General features: G+C 71.1%; 25 protein-coding genes. 4 read left to right on the top strand and 21 right to left on the bottom strand.

Features of this window, described 5'->3' with window-relative positions:
- Positions 1–11: 11 nt before the first annotated feature.
- The 4 genes from ID574_RS15255 to ID574_RS15240 form a co-directional block, all read right to left on the bottom strand.
- Positions 12–230: a cold-shock protein gene (locus tag ID574_RS15255; protein ID WP_188189432.1), complete on the bottom strand. Its 219-nt coding sequence runs from the start codon at positions 228–230 to the stop codon at positions 12–14.
- 51 nt (positions 231–281) lie between these two features.
- The gene (locus tag ID574_RS15250) at positions 282–1901 is read right to left on the bottom strand and encodes a multicopper oxidase family protein (RefSeq protein ID WP_188189431.1); all 1620 of its coding nucleotides are present in this window, start codon (positions 1899–1901) and stop codon (positions 282–284) included.
- Positions 1894–2304, bottom strand: a complete 411-nt coding sequence (locus ID574_RS15245) for a hypothetical protein (protein ID WP_188189430.1) — start codon at positions 2302–2304, stop codon at positions 1894–1896. Before ID574_RS15245 ends, ID574_RS15250 begins: the two co-directional genes overlap by 8 nt.
- Positions 2305–2375: 71 nt before the next feature.
- On the bottom strand, positions 2376–3569 hold the full coding sequence (locus ID574_RS15240) for a cytochrome P450 (protein ID WP_188189429.1): 1194 nt from the start codon (positions 3567–3569) through the stop codon (positions 2376–2378).
- 80 nt (positions 3570–3649) lie between these two features.
- Here ID574_RS15240 and ID574_RS15235 point away from each other — a divergent pair, with 80 nt between their 5' ends.
- Positions 3650–4243: a TetR/AcrR family transcriptional regulator gene (locus tag ID574_RS15235; protein ID WP_188189428.1), complete on the top strand. Its 594-nt coding sequence runs from the start codon at positions 3650–3652 to the stop codon at positions 4241–4243.
- A gap of 31 nt (positions 4244–4274) precedes the next feature.
- Here ID574_RS15235 and ID574_RS15230 read toward each other — a convergent pair whose 3' ends face one another.
- Together ID574_RS15230 and ID574_RS15225 are read right to left on the bottom strand one after the other, a co-directional pair.
- Positions 4275–6590: an FtsX-like permease family protein gene (locus ID574_RS15230; protein ID WP_188189594.1), complete on the bottom strand. Its 2316-nt coding sequence runs from the start codon at positions 6588–6590 to the stop codon at positions 4275–4277.
- Entirely contained in the window at positions 6590–7321 is a 732-nt protein-coding gene (locus ID574_RS15225) for an ABC transporter ATP-binding protein (protein WP_188189427.1), read from the bottom strand. Before ID574_RS15225 ends, ID574_RS15230 begins: the two co-directional genes overlap by 1 nt.
- Before the next feature lie 91 nt (positions 7322–7412).
- Between ID574_RS15225 and ID574_RS15220 the strand changes: the two genes are divergently transcribed.
- Positions 7413–8021 carry a response regulator transcription factor gene (locus ID574_RS15220; protein WP_223166695.1) on the top strand — a complete coding sequence of 203 codons (609 nt, stop codon included), beginning with the start codon at positions 7413–7415 and terminating at the stop codon, positions 8019–8021.
- On the opposite strand, the gene ID574_RS15215 is transcribed toward ID574_RS15220, so the two are convergent.
- The 6 genes from ID574_RS15215 to ID574_RS15195 all read right to left on the bottom strand — a co-directional run bounded on the left by ID574_RS15215 (position 8018) and on the right by ID574_RS15195 (position 13662).
- A complete protein-coding gene (locus ID574_RS15215; RefSeq protein WP_188189426.1) occupies positions 8018–9997 on the bottom strand; it encodes a sensor histidine kinase in 1980 nt (659 codons plus the stop codon). The genes ID574_RS15220 and ID574_RS15215 overlap by 4 nt on opposite strands.
- A 110-nt stretch (positions 9998–10107) precedes the next feature.
- The gene (locus tag ID574_RS15210; RefSeq protein ID WP_188189425.1) at positions 10108–11571 is read right to left on the bottom strand and encodes an alpha/beta hydrolase; all 1464 of its coding nucleotides are present in this window, start codon (positions 11569–11571) and stop codon (positions 10108–10110) included.
- A gap of 353 nt (positions 11572–11924) precedes the next feature.
- Complete coding sequence (locus ID574_RS15205) at positions 11925–12674, bottom strand: SDR family oxidoreductase (RefSeq protein ID WP_188189424.1); 750 nt, start codon at positions 12672–12674, stop codon at positions 11925–11927.
- 114 nt (positions 12675–12788) lie between these two features.
- Complete coding sequence (locus ID574_RS61550) at positions 12789–12923, bottom strand: hypothetical protein (protein ID WP_262495986.1); 135 nt, start codon at positions 12921–12923, stop codon at positions 12789–12791.
- Positions 12924–12950: 27 nt separating this feature from the next.
- Positions 12951–13331: a DMT family transporter gene (locus ID574_RS15200; protein WP_188189423.1), complete on the bottom strand. Its 381-nt coding sequence runs from the start codon at positions 13329–13331 to the stop codon at positions 12951–12953.
- 13 nt (positions 13332–13344) lie between these two features.
- Entirely contained in the window at positions 13345–13662 is a 318-nt protein-coding gene (locus tag ID574_RS15195) for an SMR family transporter (protein ID WP_188189422.1), read from the bottom strand.
- Between the two features lie 92 nt (positions 13663–13754).
- Here ID574_RS15195 and ID574_RS15190 point away from each other — a divergent pair, with 92 nt between their 5' ends.
- A complete protein-coding gene (locus ID574_RS15190; protein ID WP_223166694.1) occupies positions 13755–14294 on the top strand; it encodes a CGNR zinc finger domain-containing protein in 540 nt (179 codons plus the stop codon).
- A 64-nt stretch (positions 14295–14358) separates the two neighbouring features.
- Here ID574_RS15190 and ID574_RS15185 read toward each other — a convergent pair whose 3' ends face one another.
- On the bottom strand, positions 14359–14904 hold the full coding sequence (locus tag ID574_RS15185; protein ID WP_188189421.1) for a hypothetical protein: 546 nt from the start codon (positions 14902–14904) through the stop codon (positions 14359–14361).
- A gap of 51 nt (positions 14905–14955) precedes the next feature.
- Between ID574_RS15185 and ID574_RS15180 the strand changes: the two genes are divergently transcribed.
- Positions 14956–15576, top strand: coding sequence for a TetR/AcrR family transcriptional regulator (locus ID574_RS15180; protein ID WP_188189420.1), 621 nt, complete (start codon positions 14956–14958; stop codon positions 15574–15576).
- Between the two features lie 23 nt (positions 15577–15599).
- Here ID574_RS15180 and ID574_RS15175 read toward each other — a convergent pair whose 3' ends face one another.
- From ID574_RS15175 to ID574_RS15140, 8 genes are read right to left on the bottom strand one after another with little or no spacing between them, the layout of a single operon-like run.
- Positions 15600–16658, bottom strand: coding sequence for an isopenicillin N synthase family dioxygenase (locus ID574_RS15175; protein ID WP_188189419.1), 1059 nt, complete (start codon positions 16656–16658; stop codon positions 15600–15602).
- 41 nt (positions 16659–16699) lie between these two features.
- Positions 16700–17644, bottom strand: coding sequence for a sugar phosphate isomerase/epimerase family protein (locus ID574_RS15170; RefSeq protein ID WP_188189418.1), 945 nt, complete (start codon positions 17642–17644; stop codon positions 16700–16702).
- A 34-nt stretch (positions 17645–17678) separates the two neighbouring features.
- Positions 17679–18287 carry a tRNA-specific adenosine deaminase gene (locus ID574_RS15165; RefSeq protein ID WP_188189417.1) on the bottom strand — a complete coding sequence of 203 codons (609 nt, stop codon included), beginning with the start codon at positions 18285–18287 and terminating at the stop codon, positions 17679–17681.
- Complete coding sequence (locus ID574_RS15160) at positions 18284–19828, bottom strand: GMC oxidoreductase (RefSeq protein WP_188189416.1); 1545 nt, start codon at positions 19826–19828, stop codon at positions 18284–18286. Before ID574_RS15160 ends, ID574_RS15165 begins: the two co-directional genes overlap by 4 nt.
- Before the next feature lie 55 nt (positions 19829–19883).
- Complete coding sequence (locus ID574_RS15155) at positions 19884–21023, bottom strand: ROK family transcriptional regulator (RefSeq protein ID WP_223166693.1); 1140 nt, start codon at positions 21021–21023, stop codon at positions 19884–19886.
- Positions 21023–22417, bottom strand: coding sequence for a carboxylesterase family protein (locus tag ID574_RS15150; protein WP_188189415.1), 1395 nt, complete (start codon positions 22415–22417; stop codon positions 21023–21025). The genes ID574_RS15155 and ID574_RS15150 overlap by 1 nt, the downstream gene beginning before the upstream one ends.
- An 18-nt stretch (positions 22418–22435) precedes the next feature.
- Complete coding sequence (locus ID574_RS15145; protein WP_188189414.1) at positions 22436–23317, bottom strand: carbohydrate ABC transporter permease; 882 nt, start codon at positions 23315–23317, stop codon at positions 22436–22438.
- Positions 23314–24234: a carbohydrate ABC transporter permease gene (locus ID574_RS15140; RefSeq protein WP_188189413.1), complete on the bottom strand. Its 921-nt coding sequence runs from the start codon at positions 24232–24234 to the stop codon at positions 23314–23316. The genes ID574_RS15145 and ID574_RS15140 overlap by 4 nt, the downstream gene beginning before the upstream one ends.
- Position 24235 lies beyond the last annotated feature (1 nt).

Here is a 24235-nt window from a genome sequence, read left to right as displayed (position 1 = left end):
GCCGGGTTGCATCACAGCCTGCGGATGTTCTCCGCCACGTAGTCGAAGCTGTCCTGCGACCGTTCGACGACGTCGAACTCGACCTCGTCGCCTGCCTCCAGCTCCCGGTACCCGCTCGCCGCGATGTCGCTGAAGTGCGCGAACGCGTCACGTCCCGGCGGGAGCTCGGGAGAGGAGATCGCCCCCCAGCCCTTGTCGGCCTTCCAGAACTTCACCGTGCCACGTGTCATGATCACATTATGGCGGCTGCTCGGGCCGCGCCGGGCGTGGGTGCGCAGGGGTCAGATGATTTCGAGGTTGGCCATCATGCCCATGTCCTCGTGTTCGGCGTTGTGGCAGTGGAAGAGGTAGCGGCCGCGGTAGCCGTCGAAACGGGTGATGATCTCCGCCGATTCGCCCGGCCGCAAGGAGACGGTGTCCTTGAGCCCCGCGTCGTGGGGCAGCGGCGGCCCGCCGCCGCGCGAGAGGATCCGGAAGCCGACCAGATGCAGGTGGACGGGATGGTGGACGTCGGCGATCAGCCGCCACACCTCGATGTCGCCGAGACGGGTGGTGACGTCGGAGCGGGCGGGGTCGAACGGGAGCCCGTCGATCAGCCATCCATGGTCACCGCGCATGCGTCCGGTGCGGAAGGAGAAGTCGCGCACCCTGACGGCGTCCGACCGGCGCCAGGTCGGCAGATCGGTGGAGAGGATGCGCGGGATGCGGCTGTCGTCGGTGGCTTTGCGTGCGATGCGGAAGGCCATCACGTCGCGGGTGCGGCCGGAGCCCAGCCGGTTGACGAGCCTGACGCGGCCGCCGACCGGGACGCCCGAGAAGTCGATGACGACGTCGTGGCGTTCGGCGGGTGCGAGCGGCAGGAGCCGGTGGGTGACCGGTGTCGCGAGCAGTCCCTGGTCGGCGCCGATCTGGACGAGGTCGAGCCGGCGTCCGTCGTCGGTGACGACTTCGAGTTCGTAGTGGCGGGCGTTGGAGGCGTTGAGGATGCGCAGCCGGTAGCGGGCCGCGTCGACCTCGTGCACGGGCCACGGGGCGCCGTTGACCAGGATCACGTCGCCGAGGACTCCGGCGAGGTACGGGTCGCGCACGCCCGGCCGCTCCCGCAGGGTGGGGTCGAGGGCGGGGTAGGCGAGGGTGCCGTCGGCGGCGAAGGCGCGGTCGGTGAGCATGAGGGGCAGTTCGCGCCGCCCGGCGGGCAGGCCGAGGTTGTCCTCGGCGTCGTCGCGGACGATGTGCAGTCCGGCCAGGCCGCGCCAGATCGCGGGGGCGGTGAAGTCCATCCGGTGGTCGTGGTACCACAGCAGGGCCGGCCGCTGGTCCAGCGGGAAGGTGTAGTCCCGCGTCAGCTTGGTGACCACGGCCCGCGGATCGTGCATGTCATGCGTGGAGCCGTGTCCGGTGTGCGTGGCGGCGTCGTGCCGGCCTTCGGGCAGGACGAGGTCGGTCGGGTAGCCGTCGGAGGCCGCCGGGGTCCGTCCGCCGTGCAGATGCACGACGGTCGGCACGGGCAGCTCGTTGCGATGCGTCACGGTGATCGGCCGGCCGCGGCGCGACTCGATCGTCGGCCCGGGGAAGGTGCCTTCGTACGTCCACAGCGGCGTCCTGACGCCGGGCAGGATCTCCGCGGTCGCTTCGCGCTGGGTGATCTCGTACCGGTCGACGCCGCCCGAGGTGCCGGCCGGCGCGAGCACGGACGGAATCGGCAGCGGCACCTGGAAGGGCGGCGGCAGCGGCACGGCGCTGCGCAGTTCGGCACCGGTGAACGACGGGCGGCGGGCCAGCGCGGCCGAGGCCGACAGCCCGGTGGCCGCCATCAGCCCGAGCGCCCCGCCGATGCCCAGCACCCGGCGCCTGGCCACTCCACGGGCACGGTCCGGCCGGTCGTCATATCGCTCAGGCATGGCCGGCTTCCCGCTGCTCCGGCTCGCGTGGGGGTTGCGGTCGCCGCTGGAGGGGCCGGCGCCATACGGCGATGAACAGCACGACGAGCGCGGCGACGGTCATCACGCCCAGCGGGAGGTGCAGCCACAGTGCGCCGTCCATCCCGGCCACGTACTGCACCGTCTCGGCCGCCACCACGGCCGCCGTGGCAAGGAACGGCCACACCTGACGCAGCCGAACCCAGACCACGATCGCCACGACCACCTGCACCAAGCCGATGGAGGAGATCACGTCGGCGCCGACCGCGTGCCAGCGCAAGCCGTCGTAGTCACCGCTCAGATACACGCCGGTGAACACCGGCTGACCGAGGATCGCCACCACGTGCGCGCTGACAACAGCCCGCAGAACCCACCCAGACAGCATCGTCCGATGCGCGGCATCTGACCGGGCCGACATCGCCGGGCCGGATCTGTCAGCGCTCAGCGGCCGTCCGCTCACCAGGTCACCCGCAGTGAGTTCACGCCGTACACGACGCTGAAGGCCCGGAAGTCGACCGGCTCGTCCGGGTCGGCCAGGGCGAGGCCGGGGAAGCGCTGGAGCAGGGCCGGGAAGGCGATGCGCATCTCCATCCGGGCCAGCGGTGCCCCCAGACAGTGGTGCACGCCGTGGCCGAAGGCGACATGGCCGGCGGCTCCCCGGGTGATGTCGAGGCTGTCGGGATCGTCGACGAAGGCGGGGTCGCGATTGGCACCGGGCAGCGAACAGATCACCAGCGAACCCGCGGGGATGCCGTGCCCGGCGATCTCCACATCCGCCGTGGTCCTGCGCGGCGGCAGCAACTGCACGATGGACAGCCAGCGCAGCAACTCCTCAATGGCGGGCTCGACCTGGCCCGGGTCGTCGCGGATCAGGGCTAGCTGGTCCGGGCGCCGCAGCAGGGCCAACGTGCCCAGGGCGAGCATGTTCGAGGTCGTCTCGTGCCCGGCCAGCAGCAGCAGGCCGGCGATGCCGATGAGCTCATCGGTGCTGAGATCGTCGCCGTGCTCGCGTACCAGCATGCCCAGCAGGTCCTCCCCCGGGTCCGCCTGCGCGCGGGCGACCAAGCCCGCCATGTAGGCGCGGTCCTCCCGCCGCGCCGCGAGCTGCTCCTCCATCGGCAACGAGGTGTCCACCAGGCGGAGGGAACGCTCCTGGAACTCCGCCCGGTCGGCGTACGGCACACCCAGCAACTCGCAGATCACCAGCGACGGCACCGGCAACGCGAAGTGCGCCACCAGATCGGCCGGTCGGCCGGCCCGCTCCAGGTCGTCCAGAGCTGCCTGGACGATGTCGGTGATCCGCGGCTCGAGCCTGCGCATCCGGCGGACCGTGAACTCCGGGGTGAGCATCCGGCGCAACCGCGTGTGCTCCGGCGGGTCGAACTCGATCAGACTCCCGGCCCGCAGCTTGGCCCGTTCCTCCTCGTCCACCGCATCGGACCCCGTGAACGGCGAGACGGCACTGCTGAACCGGGCCGGGTCCGACAGCACCTCGCGGACATCCTCATGGCGGCAGACCAGATACGCGGGCAGGCCGAACGGCGTCTCCACCCGCACCACGCCTTCGCCCTCTCGTGCCCGGGCCAGCTCCTCGACCGGGTCGAACCCGTTCCGCCGCATCTGCAGCGGCAGTTCCGGTGCTTGCGTCATCTTCTGACCATCCATCCCATGATCGCGCGAGGGTGAAACCACCACATCTGTGGTACCACATTTGGGGTAATCTCGCATCCGTGGCGAATCAGGACCGGCGGGATCAGCTACGGGACGCGGCCGTCGAGGTGCTGGCCGAGCAGGGCGCGCGTGGGCTGACGCACCGCGCGGTGGACGGTGCCGCGGGCGTGCCCTCCGGCACCGCCAAGAACTACTTCCCGACCAGGCAGTCACTGCTGCAGGCGATCGCCGAGCGGTGCGTCGAGATCTACCGCGATCTCCCCAGGCCGGCGGTCACCGGCCGGGCGTCGCTCGTGGCCATGATGGGCGCGCTGCTGGCCGAGGTCGCCGGGCCGGGGCGGGTGCGGCTGCTCGCCTATCTCGAACTCCAGGCGGAGGCGTCCCGCGCGCCCTGGCTGGCCGCCATCCTGGACGACGTCGCGGCGGCCGACTTCGCCGCCTTCGAGGAGGCGCAGCGGGCCGCCGGGCTGCCGGTCACGCCGGAGCGCGCCGCCGCCGTCACCCTGGCCATGCATGCCGCGATCCCTCACCTGCTGGCCGACGGCCCCCGCACCCTGGCGGCCGCGGGCCTGGACGATCTCGACCGCTTCGCCCGCGACCTGTTGGACGCGGTCTATGGTCGTGCCGAGACGGAGCCACCGCACGCTCGATGACCCGGCGAACGGCCCGGGGTGGCGCGGCGGGTCACTCGCGCGCGCCGAGCGCGTCGGCGGGGCGGGGCCTCAGTGCGAACCTCGCCGGGATCGCCGTGGCCGCCAGCGCCAGGGCGGCCACGGCCGCGATGACCGCGACATACGCGAGCGGTGGCACGTACGGCAGCGCCGACCCCGTCATCCCCATGCTGAAGGCCGCCAGTGTGACCAGCGAGATCAGCGTCCCGATGGCCACAGAGACGGCCAGCGCCGTCAGCGTCTCCGTACGCAGCATCCGCGCCGCCTGGCGCCGCGTCGTGCCCACCACGCGCAGCAGAGCGAGCTCGCGCGAGCGGGCCAGGGTGGACATGGCCAAGGTGTTGACCACGGCGATCGCGCAGAACGCGATGATCAGGCCCATGGCGACGTACGCCACCGCCGCGTTGGCGGAGCCCGCGGACGCCTGGTCGGGGGCGGTCGCGGCAGGTAGTGCCTCGCGTGACCCGCCGGCCACCAGGACGGTACCGCGGGGATCGTCCACGTGGCCCGCGACGAGCCCGCGTGAGAGGGTCAGGTCGCCGAAGCCCAGGCCGCGGGAGTAGATCGCGGCGATCCGCACCACGGCGGGGGTGCCGTCGCCGAGCACCAGGGAGATCCGGTCGCCCAGGCCGGCCTCCAGCCGAGAGGCGGCGGTGCGGCTGATCGCCGCCGACGTGTCGCCGAGCCCGGCCAGCGAGCCGGCCACCACGCCCAGGTCCATCGTCTGGTCCAGGCCGTCGAGCGTGACGGCCTGGGCGTCGTACTTCTCGAGGTCGATCCTGACCGAGGTACGCAGCACCTCCGTCACGGCTCGCACCCCGGGCACCTGGCGAACGGCGGCCACGGACGTGCCCGGCGCGAGCACGTGGTCGGCCATGATGCCCGCGTTCCGCTCGCTCTGGGCGGCGTGGCCCATGGTGGTCTGCACGAACAGGATCGTGCACGTCATCGCCGTCATCAGGGTCAGCGGCGTGATCAGTGAGGCCAGCCGCCCGGCTCCGGCGCGCAGGCTCTTGCGCGCGAGATAGCCGGCCACGCCGGGCGCCCGCAGCGGCAGGGCCGTCGCCGCCCGGGCGATCAGCGGTCCGAGCAGGGCGACCGCCGTCGTCCACAACAATGCGGTGAGCATGGTGACGGGGCTGGATGCCGCCTCGGTGGACAGGTCGGACAGCACGATCGTCAGCACGACGCCGCCGGCGAGGGCGATCAGGCCCGCGATCAGCCTGGCCCAGGGGAGTCCGGCCGCGGGCATCGCCACCTCGCCCAGGGCCTCCACCGGCCTGATCCGCGTGGTACGCCGGGCGGAGACGCGCGCCGCCACACACGCGGCCACCAGAGTGGTCAGCACCGCGACGATCGGCGGGAACGGGCTGACGACCAGCTGCAGATTCCCCGGCATGGCCCCGAGCGCGACGAATCTGGTCCGCAGCCAGAACCCGAGCAGAATCCCGGCACCCGAGCCGAGCAGCCCGGCGGCCACGCTGATGAGCAGGGCCTCACCGCCGATGAGCTTCCTGGCCTGCCTGGGGGTGGCGCCGACGGCGCGCAGCATGGCGATCTCGCGCCGGCGCTGCTGCATGGACAGGGCGAACGTGCCCACCACGACCAGAATCGCCACCAGCAGCGAGGTGCCGCCGAGCGCGCCGCCCAGACTGATGAGCCTGACCCGAGAGCCCTCACCATCGGGGAATTCGACCGCGCCGCGCTGGTCGCCGGTGTAGGCCACGGCGCCCTTGACGGCGACGTCCACTGCGGGCCAGACGCCGATCGCCGTCACCAGCCCGTCCCGTCCTGCCAGGCGGCGGGCCTCACCGGTGGAGAAGAAGATCGTGTCCCGACCCGGCAGTGCCTGGGCGGTCACTCCCACCACGCGGTAGCCGGGGATCGCCTGGCCGGAGTGGCGGGCGTCGACGACGACCTCGTCGGCGGCGCTGGGGGCGCGGCCCTCGGCGAGCGTGAACGGAGTGAGCGCGGCGGACTCCCAGCCATGGGCGGTGAACCCGGCGTAGGGGAAGGTCACCTCGGTGACCACCTTCGTGACGCCGGGGACGCGCCGGATCTCCGAAGCCAGGGAAGCGAGGATCCATCTGCGCTCGGACAGGAGCTTGGCCTTCTCCTTGCCGCTCTCCTTGGTCTGCCTGACGTACTGGTCGCCGGCCACGATCATCGGGGCGCCGGCGTACCGCTCGGGGGCGACGCCGCCGCGCAGTCCCGTCTCCAGCAGCATCCCGCACGCCGTCACCAGCGCGGCGGCGCACAGCAGGGCCACGAAGGCGCCGGCGAATCCGGCCTTGCGATGCCGGAGCGTCCTCAACGCGAAGGAGATCATTACTTCCACGCCCCCAGCCTGGTCATGCGCTCGGCCACCTTCTCGGCGGTCGGGGCCGTCATCGCGTCCACGATCCGGCCGTCGGCCAGGAAGAGCACGGTGTCGGCGTACGAGGCCGCCACCGGGTCGTGGGTGACCATCACCACGGTCTGGCCCAGCGCGGAGACCACCTCCCGCAGGAGGGTGAGCACGTCGCGGGCGGTCATGGTGTCCAGCGCGCCGGTCGGCTCGTCGCCGAACACCACCTCCGGCCTGGTCACCAGCGCTCTGGCGATGGCCACGCGCTGCTGCTGGCCACCGGAGAGCTCGGCGGGACGATGTCCCGTACGCCCGCCCAGCCCCACCCTGTGCACGACCTCGTCCAGCCAGGACCGGTCGATCCGGGCGCCGGCCAGCTTGAGCGGCAGCGTGATGTTCTCGGTCACGGTCAGCGCGGAGACCAGGTTGAAGGCCTGGAACACGAAGCCGACCCGGCGCCGCCGGAGCTCGGTCAGCGCGTTCTCGTCCATGCCGGTCAGGTCGGTGCCGCCCAGCCGTACCGCTCCCGAGCTGGGCACGTCGAGCCCGGCCGCACAATGCAGGAACGTGCTCTTGCCCGAGCCGGAGGGGCCCATGACGGCGGTGAAGGTGCCCCTGGGGATGCCGACCGACACCTCGCGCAGGGCCGCCACCGCGCTCCTGCCCCTGCCGTACACCTTGCTCACCGCGTCCAAACGCACTGCTTCTGTCATGGGATCAAGCCTGCTGATCAGCGCTTTCCGCTACCAGAGAGGCGATCACGACCCGGTCATGACCTCATCATGATCCGGACATAATGGTCAGGTGATCCGTATGCTCCTGGCCGAGGACCAGCACGTCATCCGAGAAGCGCTCGTGACCCTGCTCACTCTCGAGCCCGACATCGAGGTCGTGGAGGCGGTCGAGTCAGGAGACGCGGCGGTGGCCGCGGCACTGGTGCACCGGCCTGACGTAGCGGTCATGGACATCGACATGCCCGGCACGATCGACGGCCTCGACGCCGCCGGCGAGCTGCGCGCCAAGCTGCCGGCCTGCCGCACGCTCATGCTCACCGGCCACGGCAAGCCGGGCCACCTCCGTCGCGCGCTCGCCTCCCAGGTGGACGGCTTCATCCTGAAGACGGCCTCGCCGGAGGAGCTGGCCTCTGCGATCAGGAAGGTGGCACGGGGGGAACGTGTCCTCGACCCCTCCCTCGCCGCCACCGCATGGCACCTGGCCGACAATCCGCTCACCCCCCGCGAAGCCGACGTCCTGCGGCTGGTGGCCGCGGGGTCCGAGCCGCCCGAGATCGCCGGGCAGCTCTTCCTGAGCGCGGGGACCGTGCGCAACTACATCACCACGATCGTGGCCAAGCTCAATGCCCGCAACCGCACGGACGCCGTACGCATCGCCTCCGAGGCGGGCTGGATCTAGGCGGGCACCCAGACGCGCGTCGGGATCTCGGCGGTCAGCTCGAACCAGCCGTCCTCGGCGGCGACGGCCAGGCGGCCGTCGAGCGCTGCCAGACGGGTGGTGAGGTTGCCGATCCCGGACGAGCCGTGGCGGGGCGCGGCGGAGCGCACGCCGTCGTTACGCACGCTCAGCCGTACGATCCCGTCCTCCGCTGACGTCGTGATCGTGCACCGGCGGGCGGAGCTGTGCCGCAGCACGTTGGTGACGGCCTCTCGGACCACGATCCCGAGGGTGGTGTCCACGTCCTTGCCCAGAGCGCCGTGGTCCAGGTCGAGCACGACCTCGATCCCCGCGGCCGCGAGCAGCGAGCGGGCCCACTCCGTCTCGGCGGCCAGCGACAGCTCCCTCTGCTCGCCCGACACCGTCCGCAGGTCCTGCATCGCCCGCTCGGTCATCGTCAGCACGTCGTCGAGCTCCTTCCGTGCCCGCTCGGCGTCGAGCCTGCGGGCGAGCTCGCATTTGAGGAGGATCGCCGCCAGGGTGTGCCCGAGGAGGTCGTGCAGGTCTCGGGCGGCCCGCAGGCGTTCCTCGACGACGGCGGCGCGGGCCAGGCCGTCTTTCGACTCGCGCAGTTCCCTGGTCAGCTGGGCCAGTTTGAGCAGCCCGTACATGACCAGGCCGGTCACGAGCGTGCTGATCGCGTAGTTCACGGTCAGCGGGATCGGCATGGCGAGCAGCACGCCCGAGACCGTGACGGTCGCCACGGTCAGCGCCACCAGCGGCAGCGCCACCGCCCAGGGGAAGGCCAGCAGGACCGGCCCCGCCAAGAAGCCCGCCACTCCCAGCCATGCCTGCCCGTACAGCGGGATCGGGGCGAACGTCAGCACCGCCATGATCGACAACGCCACGGGGTGACGGCCCTCGATCGATCGCAGCTGCATGAAGACGATGACGGCCAGCAGCGCGGCCGGCCACGGCGAGTCGGCCGCCAGCAGCAGCTTCGCCGAGAACCCCACCAACACGGCGGCCAGCAACGCCATGGACAACGTGCTGTCGTGGGAGGGCTGGACGGGCGGGCGTACCGCGGGCAGGGTCGCCTCCACGGTCACCCAGGCGTCGTCGGCGAGCTCGACGGTGAGTGTGCCGCCGGCTGCCTCGACTTGTTCCGGCAGGTCGCCGAGGTTCTCGTCGCCGGCAGTGCGGGCGCCGTCGTGGGAGACGCGCAGCCGTACCGCGGCCCCCTCCGTGAGCGTCTCGATGCGGCAGGTGGTGGCCGTGCGGCGCCGGACGATCTCCATCACGGCCTCTCTGAGCACCGCCGCCAGGAGGGCGCCCGCTGGTCCCAGCGGCGCGGCGTGGCCGACGCGCACGTCCACGGTGACGCCTGCCGTGGTCAGCATCGCCTTGGCGGTGGAGAGCTCGGGTGCCAGGGACATGGCCCGGTAGCTCGCCGCCGCGGCCCGGGCGTCGGCCAGCGAACTGCGCGCCGTGTCCACGTCAGGTGTTCCGGTACGCGCGCCGTCGGCGATCACGGACAGTGCCCGTCCCAGGCCCGCGTTCAGCTCGGCGGCGATGCGCAGCCGCTCCTCGGCCGCCGCCGTCATCGCCAGCGCCAGGCGGGCCGCGTTCACCTCGTCGATTCTGTCGATCATCCTGGTGAGGCCGTACACGACCAGGGAGATCAGCACCATGCTGATCACCGGGTCGGCGGGGCCCAGCAGGGCGGCGCTCACCGCGACGGCCAGGGCGAGCGGCCAGAGCGGGGTCAGGAGCAACGACCCGCCGACGAAACCCAAGATGCCGACCGAGGAGCCGAACAGCAGCACCGATCCGTACGCCAGCGCCACCTGGAGCGCGACCAGCCACCACGAACGCCGCCGGGTGAAGGCCACCTGCACCCCGAACACGGCCAACGCCAAGGGTGACCCGGCCACCACGTAGACGCTCGCGAAGCCCGCGAACACGACGGCAACGATCAGTTTCGCCCGCTTGTGCACCCGTGCAGCCTAGGAGACGTCCCCCGGCCACCTGCCGCTGGGGACCGGACCGGCTGCTCGCGATGACGGGCACGCCGTCGTTCGCGGGCGCAGGATCCGGACATGCGGCGCTAGCAGTTCTCGTCGTGCTGGGGCAGGTGCCCGGTGGTCAGGAAGTCGGTGACGGCCCGGTCGCCGCAGGCGTTGCCGTTGGCGAGATAGACGCCGTGGCCGCCCGAGTCGACGCTGACCATACGGGCCCGCTGCCCGAACGCCTGGCGCATCTTCAGCGCTCCGCTGTAGGGCGTGGACGGGTCACGCAGGTTCTGGATGAGCAGGACGTTGGCGGGGCCTCGCGAGGTGACCCGCACGGGCGGCTCGGCGGGCTCGAACGGCCAGAACGCGCACGGCCCCACGTTGACGGGCATGCCCGCGGTCAGGGGGTGTGCGGCCCGGTCACGCGTCACCTGCCGCCGGTACCGGCTGAACGAGTCGCGCCATTCGACGTCGTTGCACATGGTGGCGCCGGCGGTGGCGGCGGTGTTCTGCATGACGGCCGCCGGGGGCGTGTTCGGCGGGGGCAGTTCGCCCGAGGTCCGGGCGGCCCGCATGAGGGCGGCGAGCATGGGGAAGTTCGCGTCGGAGTAGAGGGCGGTGAGCATGGTCTCCCGCAGGAGGTTGCCGTTCAGCTCTTCCGGATTGGCGCCCGGCCAGGGCAGCGGCTTGCGGTCCAGTTCGGCCGCGAGGTCGAGGAACGTGCGGCGGACCGCCGCCGCGTCGGCGCCGAGACCGTACTCGCCGTCACGGGCCGCGGCCCAGGCCGCGAAGTCGGGGAAGCGGTCTTCGACGCCGACGGCGTAGTTGGCCAGCCACTGCCGCGCCACGCGGCGCGGATCGGGATCGTCGTTGCTGTCCAGGACGATCCGGTCGGTACGCTCGGGGAACATGGTGGCGTAGACGGCGCCCGCGTAGGTGCCGTAGGAGACGCCCCAGTAGGAGATCTTCTTCTCCCCCAGTGCCTGGCGGATCCTGTCGATGTCCCGGGCCTCGTTGCGGGTGCTGATGTGCCGGATGAGCGGCCCGCCGTTGCGGGCGCAGGCCTCGGCGATCCTGCGCGACCAGGCGACGTTCTCCGCGATGCCGCCGTCGGCGTCGGGGTACGGCTTCAGCTTGGTGAGTGAGAGATCACGGGTCTGCAAGCCGCACGAAACGGGCGAGCTCTGGCCCACACCGCGCGGGTCGAACCCGACGATGTCGTAGCGGTCGAGCACGTCCTGCGGCAGCCGCTTGACCTGGACGCTGGGGCGGTTCAGGCCGGGGCTGCCCGGTCCGCCGGGGATGATCAGCAGCACGCCACGACGCAACGCGGGCTTGGCGGTCTTGATCCGCGACACGGCCAACGAGATCGTCGGTCCGCCGGACGCCCGGTAGTCCATGGGAACCTGAAGGGTAGCGCATTCCTGCCGTGCGTCCACCCCGGGCCCCGCGGGGCAGGCGCCCCACGAGACGGCCGCCGCCTGGGCGGGGGTCACGAGGCCCGCGGCGAGGATGGCGGTGGATGCTCCGACGGCGGACAGTCTCGCGAGGTTTCGCATCAAGGGTCCTGTTCAGTGATCGTTCTGGGCTGTGTCACCGACTCTGCCGAACCGCGAATCTCCGAACCAGAGACCGCGTCACCGAAGACCCATGACGTCATCATGAACCGGACACGACGCCCAGCCGGCCACATCGCCGTGCCCCAGTTACCGCTGTCACCGTTGCCGGGGCGGGAGACCAGGCATCTGCGTGCCGCCCCTGCCGCCGGTCGCACCACTCCGCCGGCAGGTAAGCGGGAAGGGCGTCGGAAGCGACGACATCGCACGAGCATCCGTTCCAGGCGGAACGGCGACCGGTGGAACAGCCGCATCTACGGCATGGTGAGGTCCGACGTGACCCCCGATCCACGGACTCACGAGGAGCGGCGCAGCCAGTCGTCGAAGCGGGTCTCGGCCAGGCGGGCGCGGCCCTCGTCGGGGACGAGGCTGCGCTCGGCCAGTTCGGAGCCGAAGTAGCGGGCATGCGGGTCGGCGACCACCCTGTGCGGGTCGTTCCACGCGCTCAGGGCGTCGGCGATCAGCTCGTCGAAGCGGAACCGATCCGGTCCGGCCACCTCGGTGACACCCTTCAGCGGGCCCTCCAGAGCGGCCCGGCACACCGCCTCGGCGACGTCGTCGGCCGCCACGGGCTGGAAGAGCACGGGCGGTACGCGGACCGTGTCTCCGTCGGCGGCGGCGTCGGCGATGCCCTTGACGAACTCGAAGAACTGGGTCGCCCGGACGATCGAGTACGGGATCGGCCCCTGCGTGATCAGCTGTTCCTGGGCGACCTTCGCCCGGAAGTAGCCGTTGTCGGGCAGGCGGTCGATGCCCACGATGGACAACGCCACGTGATGTGCCACGCCCGCGTCCGCTTCGGCGGCCAGCAGGTTGCGGGTGGAGGTCGTGAAGAACTCCATGACGGCCTTCTCCTCGAAGGACGGCGAGTTCGACACGTCCACGACGACCTGTGCGTCCGCCAGCGCGGGGGCCAGCCCCTCTCCCGTGAGGGTGTCAACCCCCGTCCTGGGTGAGGCGGGCGCCGCGTCGTGGCCGCGTTCGCGGAGCTTGTCGACCACTTTGCCGCCGATGAGGCCGGTGCCTCCGATGACCACGATCTTCATGTCGGAGTTCTCCTTTCAGGACGGCCGGGGCGCGCGCAGTAGGACGGTGAGCGCGGTCTTCCAGGCTTCCATGCACGGCTCGTCGTCGGTGTCGGGCATGGTCGGTGTGCTCCTTCAGCGGTGCTGGTCGATGGGGTCGCGTGCACCCCGGAACACCAGGCCCGGGGCCGTCATCCTCGACAGATCTGGTTCCCACTCACCGCCCGTGCGCACTGCGGGGCGGTAAAGCTTGAGGATGCTGTCCTTCATCGCCGTATCCCCGGACCGACCGCGGTCTCAGCGCGTTGCCTTTCGCGTCGCCGGCTCGGTGTTGAGCAGGACGGCGCCGGTGACGACGGCGAACAGTGCGATGGCTTTGACAGGTGTGAGCGGCTCGCCGAGCCAGCCGATGCTGACCGCGGCGACAGCGGCGGTGCTGAGTCCGAAGAGGCCGTAGGCGACGCTGCTCGAGATGCGTCGCAGGGCGACCGCGAGCAGCAGCAGCTCGACGATGAACGCGACGAGGGCGGCGGCGATGAGGAGTGGCCGGGTGAAGCCGTCGGAGTGGACGAGGGCGAAGACCTGCACGACATCGAGGGCGATCGCGCCGTACAGTGCGGCCCAGCTCGCCAGGGCCCGCGGTGCGGCGATGGGGCGGTCGAGGGCCGGCGTGTTCATGGAGCCTCCTTCGCTACGTGGTCTGCAGTCGCAGCACGACGACGCCCGTGCCGATCAGGGCCAGCGCCGTGGCTTTGCGGGCGGTGAGCCGCTCCCCGAGCCACAGCGTGCTGTAGACGGTGACCAGCGCCGTCGCGCCGGCGAAGTAGACCGAGTCGGCGATGCTCGTCGGCACGGTCAGCAGGGCACGCGAGAACGCGAAGAACGCCACCAGATAGGCCGCCGCCGCCAGCACGAGATGGCGAGCGTATCGGCCGTGAGTGCCCCGCTCGAGCGCCGCGGCGCCGGCGAGGTCGCCGGCGATCGCGACCGCAAGGAACACCCAGCCCATGAGCCACACTCCTGATTCGAGACCAGCAAATGGCTTACATTGGTTAGCTTCTCACCATCAAACTAACCAGTCAAGTTGATATAGTGGTCTCCATGACAGTGGTCGAGCGGCTCGTGGATCTGATCAACACCCGTCACTGCCCCGACGGTGACGACGTGCTGGCCGACCAGCGGGCGGCCGCCTGGCTGCAGGAGTGGACAGACGACAGGCGGCAGGAGGCCGTCGACGCAGCGACGATGGCCCGGCTGCGCGACTTGCGCGAAGGATTGCGGCAGCTCGCCGTCGCCAACAACGGTCAGCGGTGCGACGAGGAGATCGCGGATCGGGCTGCGGCCGTGCTGCGGTCGGTGCCCCTGGTGGTCGAGTTCGGCGGTCCCGGGACGCCGCCCCGGCTCGGGGCGTACTCCGCTGCGGGCCTGGCCGAGCGTGCGCTCGCAGACGCCGCGGGCTCCTACCTCACCGCAGCCGCCAGCGGCGAGTGGTCCCGGGTCAAGGCCTGCGCCGCGCCCGACTGCCGATGGGCCTACCTGGACAGTTCACGCAATCGGTCCCGCCGCTGGTGCGACATGGCCGAATGCGGGAACCGGGCCAAGAACCGCGCTTGGCGGCAACGTCAAGCCGCCGGCGAGTAGAAGGAACGATCCGCGTGGTGCCGCCGGAGGACGGCCTGGCCCTCCCCCTCGGTACGAAGGATCGTCATGACGCGGATGACCTTCGGCGCCGGGCGTAGGCGATGGTGAGGGCCATGACCAGCGGCCCCCAGGCGAGAAGCGGCGCGTAGCAGATGCCCATGATCACGCCGGCGGCGCCGCCAGGGAAGTCGGGGTTGTCCAGAGGACCGCCCGGAGTCAAGGTTACCGCCGCGCACAGCGCCGTCACGGTGACCCCACCCAGGAAGGCCGGCACGATCACGGCCAGCGGTGGAATCCGCCGGCCTCCCACGCGCGGGATCCACGACGGCACCCTCTCTCCCCACGGTCGCACCAGGCCGAACGTCAAAGACGCCGCGGCAAGTGAGACCACGTTCAGAACCCACAGATAGAACGTGAAAGCCGGACCGCGGTACATCTCACCAAGCAGGCCGGTGAAGCCCACGTCGACACCGAACCCGGCGACGACCCGCCACACGCACGAGGGCACCATGCACAACACCGTCGCCCAGGCCGCCTTGACGGCCCATCCGGGGACCGGCCGGTCCGTGCCGGTCGCCATACGGCCCACCGGCATTCCGTCGATCACCATGGCGCCTTTCCGATACGAAAAGTTCCGGAACTATCGGTATCGTATGATGTCATGGTGGAAAGAGCCAGGCAACCGATCGGCCGGCCCCGCGACTCCCGAGTGGACGAGGCCATCACCCGGGCCGTCCGGGAGCTGCTGGCCGAGGTCGGATACACGGGGCTGACGATGGACGCCGTGGCCGCCCGCGCCGGCGTCGGCAAGGCCGCGATCTACCGCCGGTACGCCACGAAGCAGGAGATGGTGTTCGCCGCGGCCATCCACGGGGAGACCCTGGAGGTCCCGCCCGACAGCGGATCCCTGCTGGGAGACCTCACCGCGCTGGCGCGGGTGATCGTCGGCCACCTGAGCAACCCGGCCGCCTCCGGGACGTTGCTCAGCCTGCTCGGCGAGATCACCACCGATCCGGCCCTGGCCGAACGGTTCACCAGGACCTTCGTCGAGCCGGAACGGGCCGGCAACGCCGAACTGCTGGAACGAGCGGTGCGCCGCGGGGAGTTGGAGCGGATGCCCGATGTCGATCTGTTCCACGCGGTGTTCGGCGGCGCCGTTCTGTCCTGGCTGTTCATCTCCCGCCACGACCCGCATGACCTGCCCGAACGACTGGCCCGCTTCGCCTGCGCAGCTCTGCGATCAGCCGAACCACACCCGCCCACGGCGGAGCGTCGGACATGAACACTTCGTCCGGGGAGGGATGCTCATGGTTCGGTCTTGGCGGCGGCCAGGACGCGTGCGGCTTCACGTACTGCCGCGAGGTTCTTCTTGCCCTGCCGTGAGCCGGCCAGCTTGGCCTTGATGTGGTCCCGGACCGTGATCGGTTCGTAGGCCAGCCCGGAGGCGTCATGGTGACTGGCCAGCGTCTCGATGACGGCTTCCGGGTTGCCGTCGTGGAAGAAGGCGGCTGAGCGGCGGCGCTTGATCGTGCCGTCCACGATCGGGGGCTTGACACGGTGCAGGGTCGACATCCACCGGTCGTTGGTGAGCCGCGCCGTGAGGTCGCCCAGGTTGACCAGCAGGGCGCCGTCGGCCGGCGCGACATCGTGCCAGCGTCCGTCCCGGCCGAGCACCTGGAGGCCCGCGACCTGGTCGGCCCACAGGACGGTGACGATCCCGTAGTCGGTGTGCTCGCCCATCCCGATGAGGTCGCCGTCGATGGTGACCGTTCCTTCCGGCAGGGCGTAGTTGTTCATGCGGAGCACGTCGATGGAGTGGTCGGTGAGCCGGGCGAAGAACTCGGGATCCAGGTGGAGGGCGTCGGCGAAGATCCGGGTGAGAGTGCGTGCGACCCGGCCGGCGTGGTCGAAGTAGGACTGGACGGCCTCGGTGAAACCGCCGACCTCGGGCCACACGTTGATCCCGTAGTCCTCCTCGGACAGGTCCAGGGAGGTGAAGGAGCGTGCCTCCACGCCGACGTTGAAGGCCTCGAAGAAGTCGTTCATGCGGCCGGCCGACTCGACGCCGAGGCTCAGGCTGAGGGACTCGCTCTTGGGCGGGCTGTAGCCACGGTTGGCGCCCGTGACGCGGTAGGTCTTCTTCGTCTCAAGGGGCAGGGCGAAGAAGGCGTCCATCGCCGAGGTCAGGCCCGCGATCGACGAGTCCGGGACCGCGTGGCCCAGGATCTGGATGAAGCCCACGCTGGAGCAGGCATCGTCGATCTCCTGTGCGACCCTGCGGCGCTCCGACTCCGGTCCTCCCTGCACGTAGGGGGAGATGTCGACCGCCGGGACGGTGAAGTGCTCAGGCGCTGGTGAGGACATGGGATTCCTTTCGGCCGGACTCGGAGGCGACTGCGAAACGATCACGCCCGGGCCTCCCGTACGACGGCCGTTCCCGCCCGGAGCGCGGCGACGGGATCGGCCGCCTCGTCCAGCTCGATGAGCACGATGCCGGCGCCGGGCGTGCGGGACATGGCCTCGGCCCACGCCCGCCAGTCCACGATGCCCGTGCCCAGTTCGGTCATGTAGGGCTGTTGCTGAGCGAAGACCGTTTGGTCGATGGTGAGTTCGACGTCGATGGGCTTGACCGCGTCCTTCCAGTGCGCCAGTGCGATGCGCTGGGCGTGGCGGCGCGCGACGGCGACGGGGTCGCCTCCCCCGAGGGCGATGTGACAGGAATCGGGGCACAGCCACACGTAGCGGGGATCGGTCACCATCATGAACAGGTCGATGTCCCTCTCGTACCAGAGGGTGCTGTTGGACTCCGTGTGGAAGGCGAGCTTCACGCCCTGCTGGGCGACGGCCTCGCCGACCACGTGGGCGATGTCGGCCATCCGGGTCATGTACGCGGCGTCGACGAAGAAGGGCGGGCGCGTCCCGAACGTCGTCCGCATGGGCAGTCCGGCGACGAGGAGGTCCGCGCCCACGTCGGCGAGGAAGGCGGCGTGCCGCTCGGCGTCGGCGACGATCGCGGGCAGGTTCTCGCTGCGCCGCCAGTCGGGTGATGCGCTCGCGGCCATGAAAGCGCTCACGACGGACAGGCCCCGGGCCTGGAGTTCGCGGCGGAACGACGGCGCGTCGCCGAAGGCCCGCATGGCCGAGTCGATGTCGCCCGGCGCGAAGGTCAGCTCGATGCCGCTGACACCGGCCTCGGCCAGCGCGTCCAGCACCCGTTCCCAGAAACGGTCAGGGTTCTTGACGGCCCAGTCGCGGAAGGCGTCGGCGGAGTCGAGTCCCCAGAATTTCGGGTGGTAGAAGGTGATGATGTCGGTGGCGAAGCGCGGTTCGGTGGTGCCGTCCGGTGTCATTCGGCACCTCCGCGGGCGTTGTCGTCCTCTTGCGTCATTCGGCACCTCCGCGGGCGTTGTAGACGGTGACGCCGCCGTCGTCGACGGCCTTGCGGTAGTCGCGGAACACGGCGAGGGCCTCGTCGCGGAGCACGTCGCGGGTGACCCGGATGCCCCGTGCCTCGAACTGCTCGGCCCAGTCCGCGCCGAGCGGCCCCTCGTCGAACGTGGTGATCTCCTCCAGTTCCGGGCCCTCACCGGCGACCACGAGGCCGCGTATCCCGGACCACATGGCCGCGCCGTAACACTGAATGCACGGACGCCAGTTCACGACCAGCTCGTGTGCGGGCAACCCGTCGCCGCCGAGGTCCCAGCCGCCGGCCGCCGTCTGGGCGAGTCCGAGCGCGACGACCTCGGCGTGCGCGCTGGAGACCCCGGAGGCGAGCACCACGTTCACGCCGACCGAGACGATCCGGCCGGAGTCCTGCTCGGCGACGAGTGCGGCGAACGGTCCCCCGTTGCCCTCGCGCCAGTTGCGGTCGGCGAGGCGGTGCACGAGGCGCATCCGGTCGACGCGGTCGGGGATGAAGGCGGGCACGGCAGCCAGGTCGTCGTGGATCCACGCGGGCAGAGCCACGCGGTATTCCGTGGGGATGTCGATCACAATCGTGCTTCCTCTCGGTGTGCGGCGGGCGCAGCGTGTCGTCCGGCGACGGCGCGGGCGGCCCGTACGGCGGTCACCGCGCCGGTCAAGGTCACATTGGCGGCCATGGCGGTGGGGATCACACCGTTGCCGGCGAGGTACAGGTTGTCGAAGCCCCAAACCCGGCCGTCCGGGTCGCACACGCTGGCGCAGTCGTCGGCCAGGCCGGCCCGGACGGTGCCGGTCTGGTGCAGCGACGAACCGGGCGGCAGCAGCGCACGCTCGGTCGCCGGATCGAACGAGCCGAACTCCTCGGCGATCGACCGGACTTCGTCGAGCGCACGCCCGATCAGCGTGCGGTCGGCGTCGGAGTAGCCGAACTCGACGGTGATCCGCGGCATTCCGGCGAGGTCGGTCTGCGTTTCCGAGAACACGAGCCGGTTCTCGGGGCGTGACTCGACGGGGACGTACAACGACAGGCCCACGGAGTGCGCGAGGGGGTGGCCGTCCTCGTCCACGTACGTGCGGTTCATGATCTGGCCGTGGAACGGCTGCGCCGCTCCGTTCTGGGGCAGCCAGAGCGAGTCCGTGCTGAACTCGCCGGGGCGCGGCAGGGGCAGGGCGTCGCGGCCGATGCCGAACCGGTCGAGGTCGAGGAGCACCCGGGCGGTGACGAACGCGTGCTCGTTGAGGTAGCGGCCCAGTGCGGCGGGCCGGATGCCCGAGGCGAACAGCAGCTGCGGGGTGCGTAGCGCGTCGGCGCACACCACCACGGCGTCTGCCAGGAGCTCCCACTCCGCTCCGTCGGCGATGCGGCGCAGCCGGGCCCCGGAGACCCGGCCGTCGGAGACGAGGAGCGTCGTGGCGAGCGTGCCGGTCGTCAGGGTGAATGCCGGGTCCCCGCCTGCCGCGATCGCGGGGAAGATCGTTCCCGGGGCGGTGCGCGGCATGGGGCCGGATGCCGTCGCGGTGACGGCCATGGGCATCGGCTGCGGACGCCGGTCGCCCGGTCCGACGCCGTCGAAGCGCCGGCGCAGGACGTCGAGCACGATCCGGCCGACCTCGGTCGGGCCGATCGCGGACGGCGTGACCGCGAGCAACCGGTGGGCGGTGTCCAGATCCGCCTCCCATCGGTCCGGGTCGCCGAAGTCGAACACCTCGTCTCCGGCGGGCCACGGCGTCGCGGCGGTCCAGTGCACGCCCATGCCGCCCGCGTTCCACGCGAGCGCGGTCGCCGGCATCGCCTCGGCGTCCTGCCCGAAGGCGAGCGCGTGGAACATGCCGGGCGTCAGCTCAGTGAGGCTGCCGGCGACCTCCCGCACCACTTCGGCGCCTGTGTACATGCCCTGGATGCCGGTGGCGACCTGTTCGTTGTAGCGCGACCAGAGGACCGGGTCGTCGAGGTCGTGCAAGTGCAGGCCGGGGGCCTCGCCGATCGCGTCGCCGCCGTCGACCATGGTGATGTCCAGCGCCGGATCGGCCTCTCGTAGCAGTCGGGCCACGACAGATCCCATGATGCCGCTGCCCACGATGAGGACATCGGTGCGGGAGGTGTCGGTCACAGTGAGACTCCATGTCTGGTGTCACGGGGGCTGACGGGCGAGCGAGGGTGCCCGATCATGCCCTTGGGGTGATTGGGCCGAACAGTTCGGTGTCCATGCGGTCGAGGGCCAGCTTGACGGCGCCGATGAGCGCGGCGTCGCGGCCGAGGCTGGTGGCGCGCAACTCGACGGCGGGGGCACGAGCGTCGCGCAACGCCGCGCGCACCCGGGGCAGCAGCACATCGGCCGCGTCTTCCAGGCCGCCGCCGAGCACGATGAGCGACGGTGCGATGGTCCAAGACAAGGTGATGAGGATCGACGCGATGTTCTCCACGAATTCGTCGACCTCCGCGAGCGCGGTCGTGTCGCCGGCCCGAGCCGCGGCGAAGCGGCCGAGCGCGACCCGCCGTTCGGCCGGTTCCGGAGAGGTCAGCCAGGCCACCGGGCGGTTCTCGATCGAGCCGGTCGGCATCGACCGCGCTTCGACGATCTCACCCGCGGAGCCGTCCAGACCGCGGTGCACGGCTCCGCGGATGAGGATGCCGAGGCCCGTCCGGTTCCCGAGGATCGCCCATACGACGTTGTCATGGTCTCCGGCCACGCCCCGCCAGCGCTCCGCGAGCGCGCCGAGGTTGGTGTCGTTGTCCGCGAACCAGGGCATCCGGATCCGTCGCCTGAGTTGTTCGGGCAGGTGCACGCCTTCCCAACGCGTCGTGTGCACCAGGCGCCGGATGACCCCGTGGTCGTCGATCGCGCCACCGCTGGCGACCGCGCCGGCGCGCAGCCGGTCCGCCGACCCGCCCGCGTCGTCGAGCGCCTCCAGCACCAGTGCCGCCGCGTCGTCGAGCGTGACCTGCGGATCCTGGTAGGCGCGCAGCAGCCGGTGCGCCCGGCCGACGATGCGGCCGCGTACGTCGGCGATGACCGCGGACACGTCGGAGGTGGTGATGCAGACGGCCGCCAGCAGCGCGTGTTCGGCCCGTAGTTCGTAGCGGCGGGCGGGGCGCCCGGCGTAACCGCTGGTCGGCACGCGGTCCAGCTCGGTCACCCAGCCGGCCTCAACGAGCGAGTCGAGGATGAGCTCGATGGTGCGGCGGGACAGGCCGGTCTGCTCCGCGAGGGCGGCCAGCGTCATCGGCCAGGCCGACACGGCCAGTGCCCGGAGGGTGACCGAGGTGTTGACGCGTCGGACGGCGCTCTGGTTCATCCCGGACATCAGCACCCCTCCGCCGCCTGGGACGCCGCCCGTACGACGGGGTCGAACACGCCCGTGGTGTCGGCCGCGAGCGCCGCTCCAGGCCGGCCGTATTCGCGTGCCGGATCGCCGAGCGCGCCGGTCGCCCCTGCCCAGGCCGGCTCCTGCCCGCGTACGAATCCGGCCAGATCGGCATGCATCAGCGTGGCCAGTTCGGCGGGCGGGTTCGGTCCGAGTGCCTGGGTGACGCCGGGTGCGTCGAGCACGTCGAAGAAGAACGGGAGGTCGACGCAGTGCGTGGCGCCGCCGAGCACGGGAGAGGGCCATTCGAAGGAGTACAGCCAGGTGCCCGCAGCGGCTTGGCGGCGGGCGGCGGCCGTACGCGCGCAGGCGGAGCGGAACAGGGTGTCCGTCACGCGGGTGCCCGCCAGGCGGGCGGCGGCCCTGGCCTCCGGCTCGGCGCCGCCGTCGAATTCGTCACCCGTCGCGCCGAGCAGCACGGGGACGCCGTGCCCATGGACGGTCAGTCCGTCGGCGATGGGCACCGGCAGGATGTCGTCGCCGGCGCACGGCACGAGCACGAGCCCGTCGTCGCTCCGCTCGCTCCGCAGGTCGAGGACGGCCTGCTGGATCTGCTCCACGGTGCGGCTGCCCAATCCGGTGCGCGTGGGCGGCACGCCGAGCCTGTGCCCGAGCCGTTCGAGGAGGTCGCGTGCGGCGTCCGTGCCCACGTCGAAGATGGCGCCGGACAGGCTGACCGCGCGGTGGAAGCGGCCGCTGCCCGCAGGGGAGGAGAGCAGCGCGAGCACCGCCGCTCCCCCGGCCGACTGGCCGGCGACGGTGACCCGGTCAGGATCGCCGCCGAAAGCGGCGATGTTCTCCTGTACCCAGTCCAGGGCGAGCAGCAGGTCGCGCAGCCCCAGGTTCGGGAGGACGCCGTCCAGCGGGGCGAATCCGTCGACGCCCAGCCGGTATCCGACGGTGACGCAGACGACGCCGTCGCGGGCGAAGGCGCGGCCGTCGTACCACGGGCTGGCCGGGCTCCCGGCCAGGAAGCCGCCGCCGTGGATCCACACCAGGACGGGGAAGGGCATGCGGTCGTCGTCGCTGTCGTCATCCGGGGCGGGGGTGACGATGCCGAGGTTCAGCACGTCGTCGCCCGGTATCGACGGCTCCGGAATGGTCGTCGTGGCGTACAGCGGCACGCGCTGCGCGGTGGCACCGTGCCGCGACGCGTCGAACGGCTCCGGGAGCCGGCCACGCCGGACCGGCGGGGCGAACCGCCGGGCGCCGGTGGGTGCTTCGGCGTAGGGGATGCCGAGGAAGCGCCGGACCCGGCCGCTGCGACGGCCGATGATCGTGCCTGCGGGAGCATGAACGGTGACCGGCTCGCCGGGGGCGTCGAGTGAGTCCATCCGATCATCCAACACCGGTCACCGCATTCCCGTTCCGGCGATGCCCTGAACGAAGTAGCGCTGCAGGAACAGGAAGAGCACCAGCACGGGCAGCATCACGACGATCGCGCCCGCGAGCTGCAGTCCGTAGTCGGTGACGTGGGACGCGGCCTGGCTGGTGGCGGCGAGACCCACCGGGAGCGTGTAACTGGACATGCTTTGAGCGACGATGAGCGGCCAGATGAAGTTGTTCCACGAGCTGAGGAACGACATGATCGTGATCGTCGCGACAGCGGGGCCGCCCAACGGCAGGAAGATCCGGAAGAAGATCCGGAACTCGCCGGCTCCGTCGATGCGGGCCGCTTCGAGCAGTTCGTCCGGGATCGACATCGCGTACTGCCGCATGATGAAGACCGACAGCGGCATCGCCACGCTGGGCAGTGCGATGCCGGCGAGGGTGTCCGCCATACCCAGGTCGACCGTGATCACGAACTGCGTGACGAACACCGCCGTGAACGGCACCATCAGCGCCGCCATGACGGCGCCGAACGCGAGCCGCTTGCCCGTGAAGTCGAGCTTGGCGAGCGCGTAGCCGGCGGCTGACGCGGCCACGACGTTGCCGGCCACCACGATGATCGCGACCACGATGCTGTTGGCCATGAACCCGCCGAAGCCCTCGGTGGCGAACAGCCGGGTGAAATTGCCGAGGGTGACGTCGTGCGGAAGCCAGGCGCCGGGGTCGGAGCGGATCTCGTCGAGGCTGCGCAGCGAGCCGCTGATCACCCAGACGAACGGAAGCAGGGTGAGCAGCGCGCACAGCACCAGCGCGCCGTACAGCAGGGGCGGGGTGACGGACCGGCGGCGGACGGCGACCCGGTCGTCGATCATTTCGGTCTCCCGCACCGAGGCGACGGTGGTCATGCGCGGGGCCTCAGCAGCCGGAACTGGACGATGCTCACCAGCATCACGAGCACGAGCATCACGAAGGACGCGGCCGAGGACATCCCGAACTCGCCGGACCCGAACTGGTGGTAGGTGTACAGCGCCACCGATTCCGTGGAGCCCAGCGGGCCGCCGTTCGTCAGCAGGTACGGCTCGTCGAACACCTGGAGGTAGAAGACCGTCAGCAGCACCGACACCATGAGCGTGGTGGGCAGCAGCAGCGGCAGGGTGATGTGCCTCAGCTGCCGCCACCGGCCGGCCCCGTCGAGGGAGGCGGCCTCGTACACGTCCTGCGGAACCGCCTGCAGACCGGCGAGGAACAGCACCATCGCGGTGCCGAAGTTGCGCCACACGCCGAGCAGGATGACCACGGGCATGGCCAGGTTCGGGTCGTCCAGCCAGTTCGGTCCGGCGAAGCCGAGGGCGCCGAGCACCTTGTTGACGGTGCCGTCGGCGTTGAAGGCGTACTGCCAGATCAGCGCGACCGCCACGATGTTCGTGACGACCGGTGCGAAGAAGACGATGCGGAACGTGCGGCGCAGGCGCCGGATGCCGGAGTTCAGCGCCACGGCCAGGGCGAATCCGATCCCCATGGTCAGCGGCACACCGACCGCCACGAACAGGGCGGTGTTGAGGATGTCCCTCAGGAAGCTCTCGTCCTGGAACAGGCGGAGATAGTTCTCCAGGCCGGTGAACTCGACGGCGAACGGATTGCGCAGGTCCGTGCCCCGCAGATCGGTGAGGCTGAACCCGAGCGCGGCGACGGTGGGGATCGCCGTGTAGAGCAGGAACACGAGGGTGAACGGCGCGAGGAACAGCCAGGAGACGGCCGTTCGGCGGGAGCCCCGGAATCGACGCGCCGTACGCGCCGCTCCCGGGACGACGGTGGGGGTCATC

Source organism: Nonomuraea sp. SYSU D8015 (assembly GCF_008065375.1).
GTDB lineage: Bacteria > Actinomycetota > Actinomycetes > Streptosporangiales > Streptosporangiaceae > Nonomuraea.
Note: the sequence above shows the minus strand (reverse complement) of the source record. Positions and strands in the feature narration are given on the sequence as shown.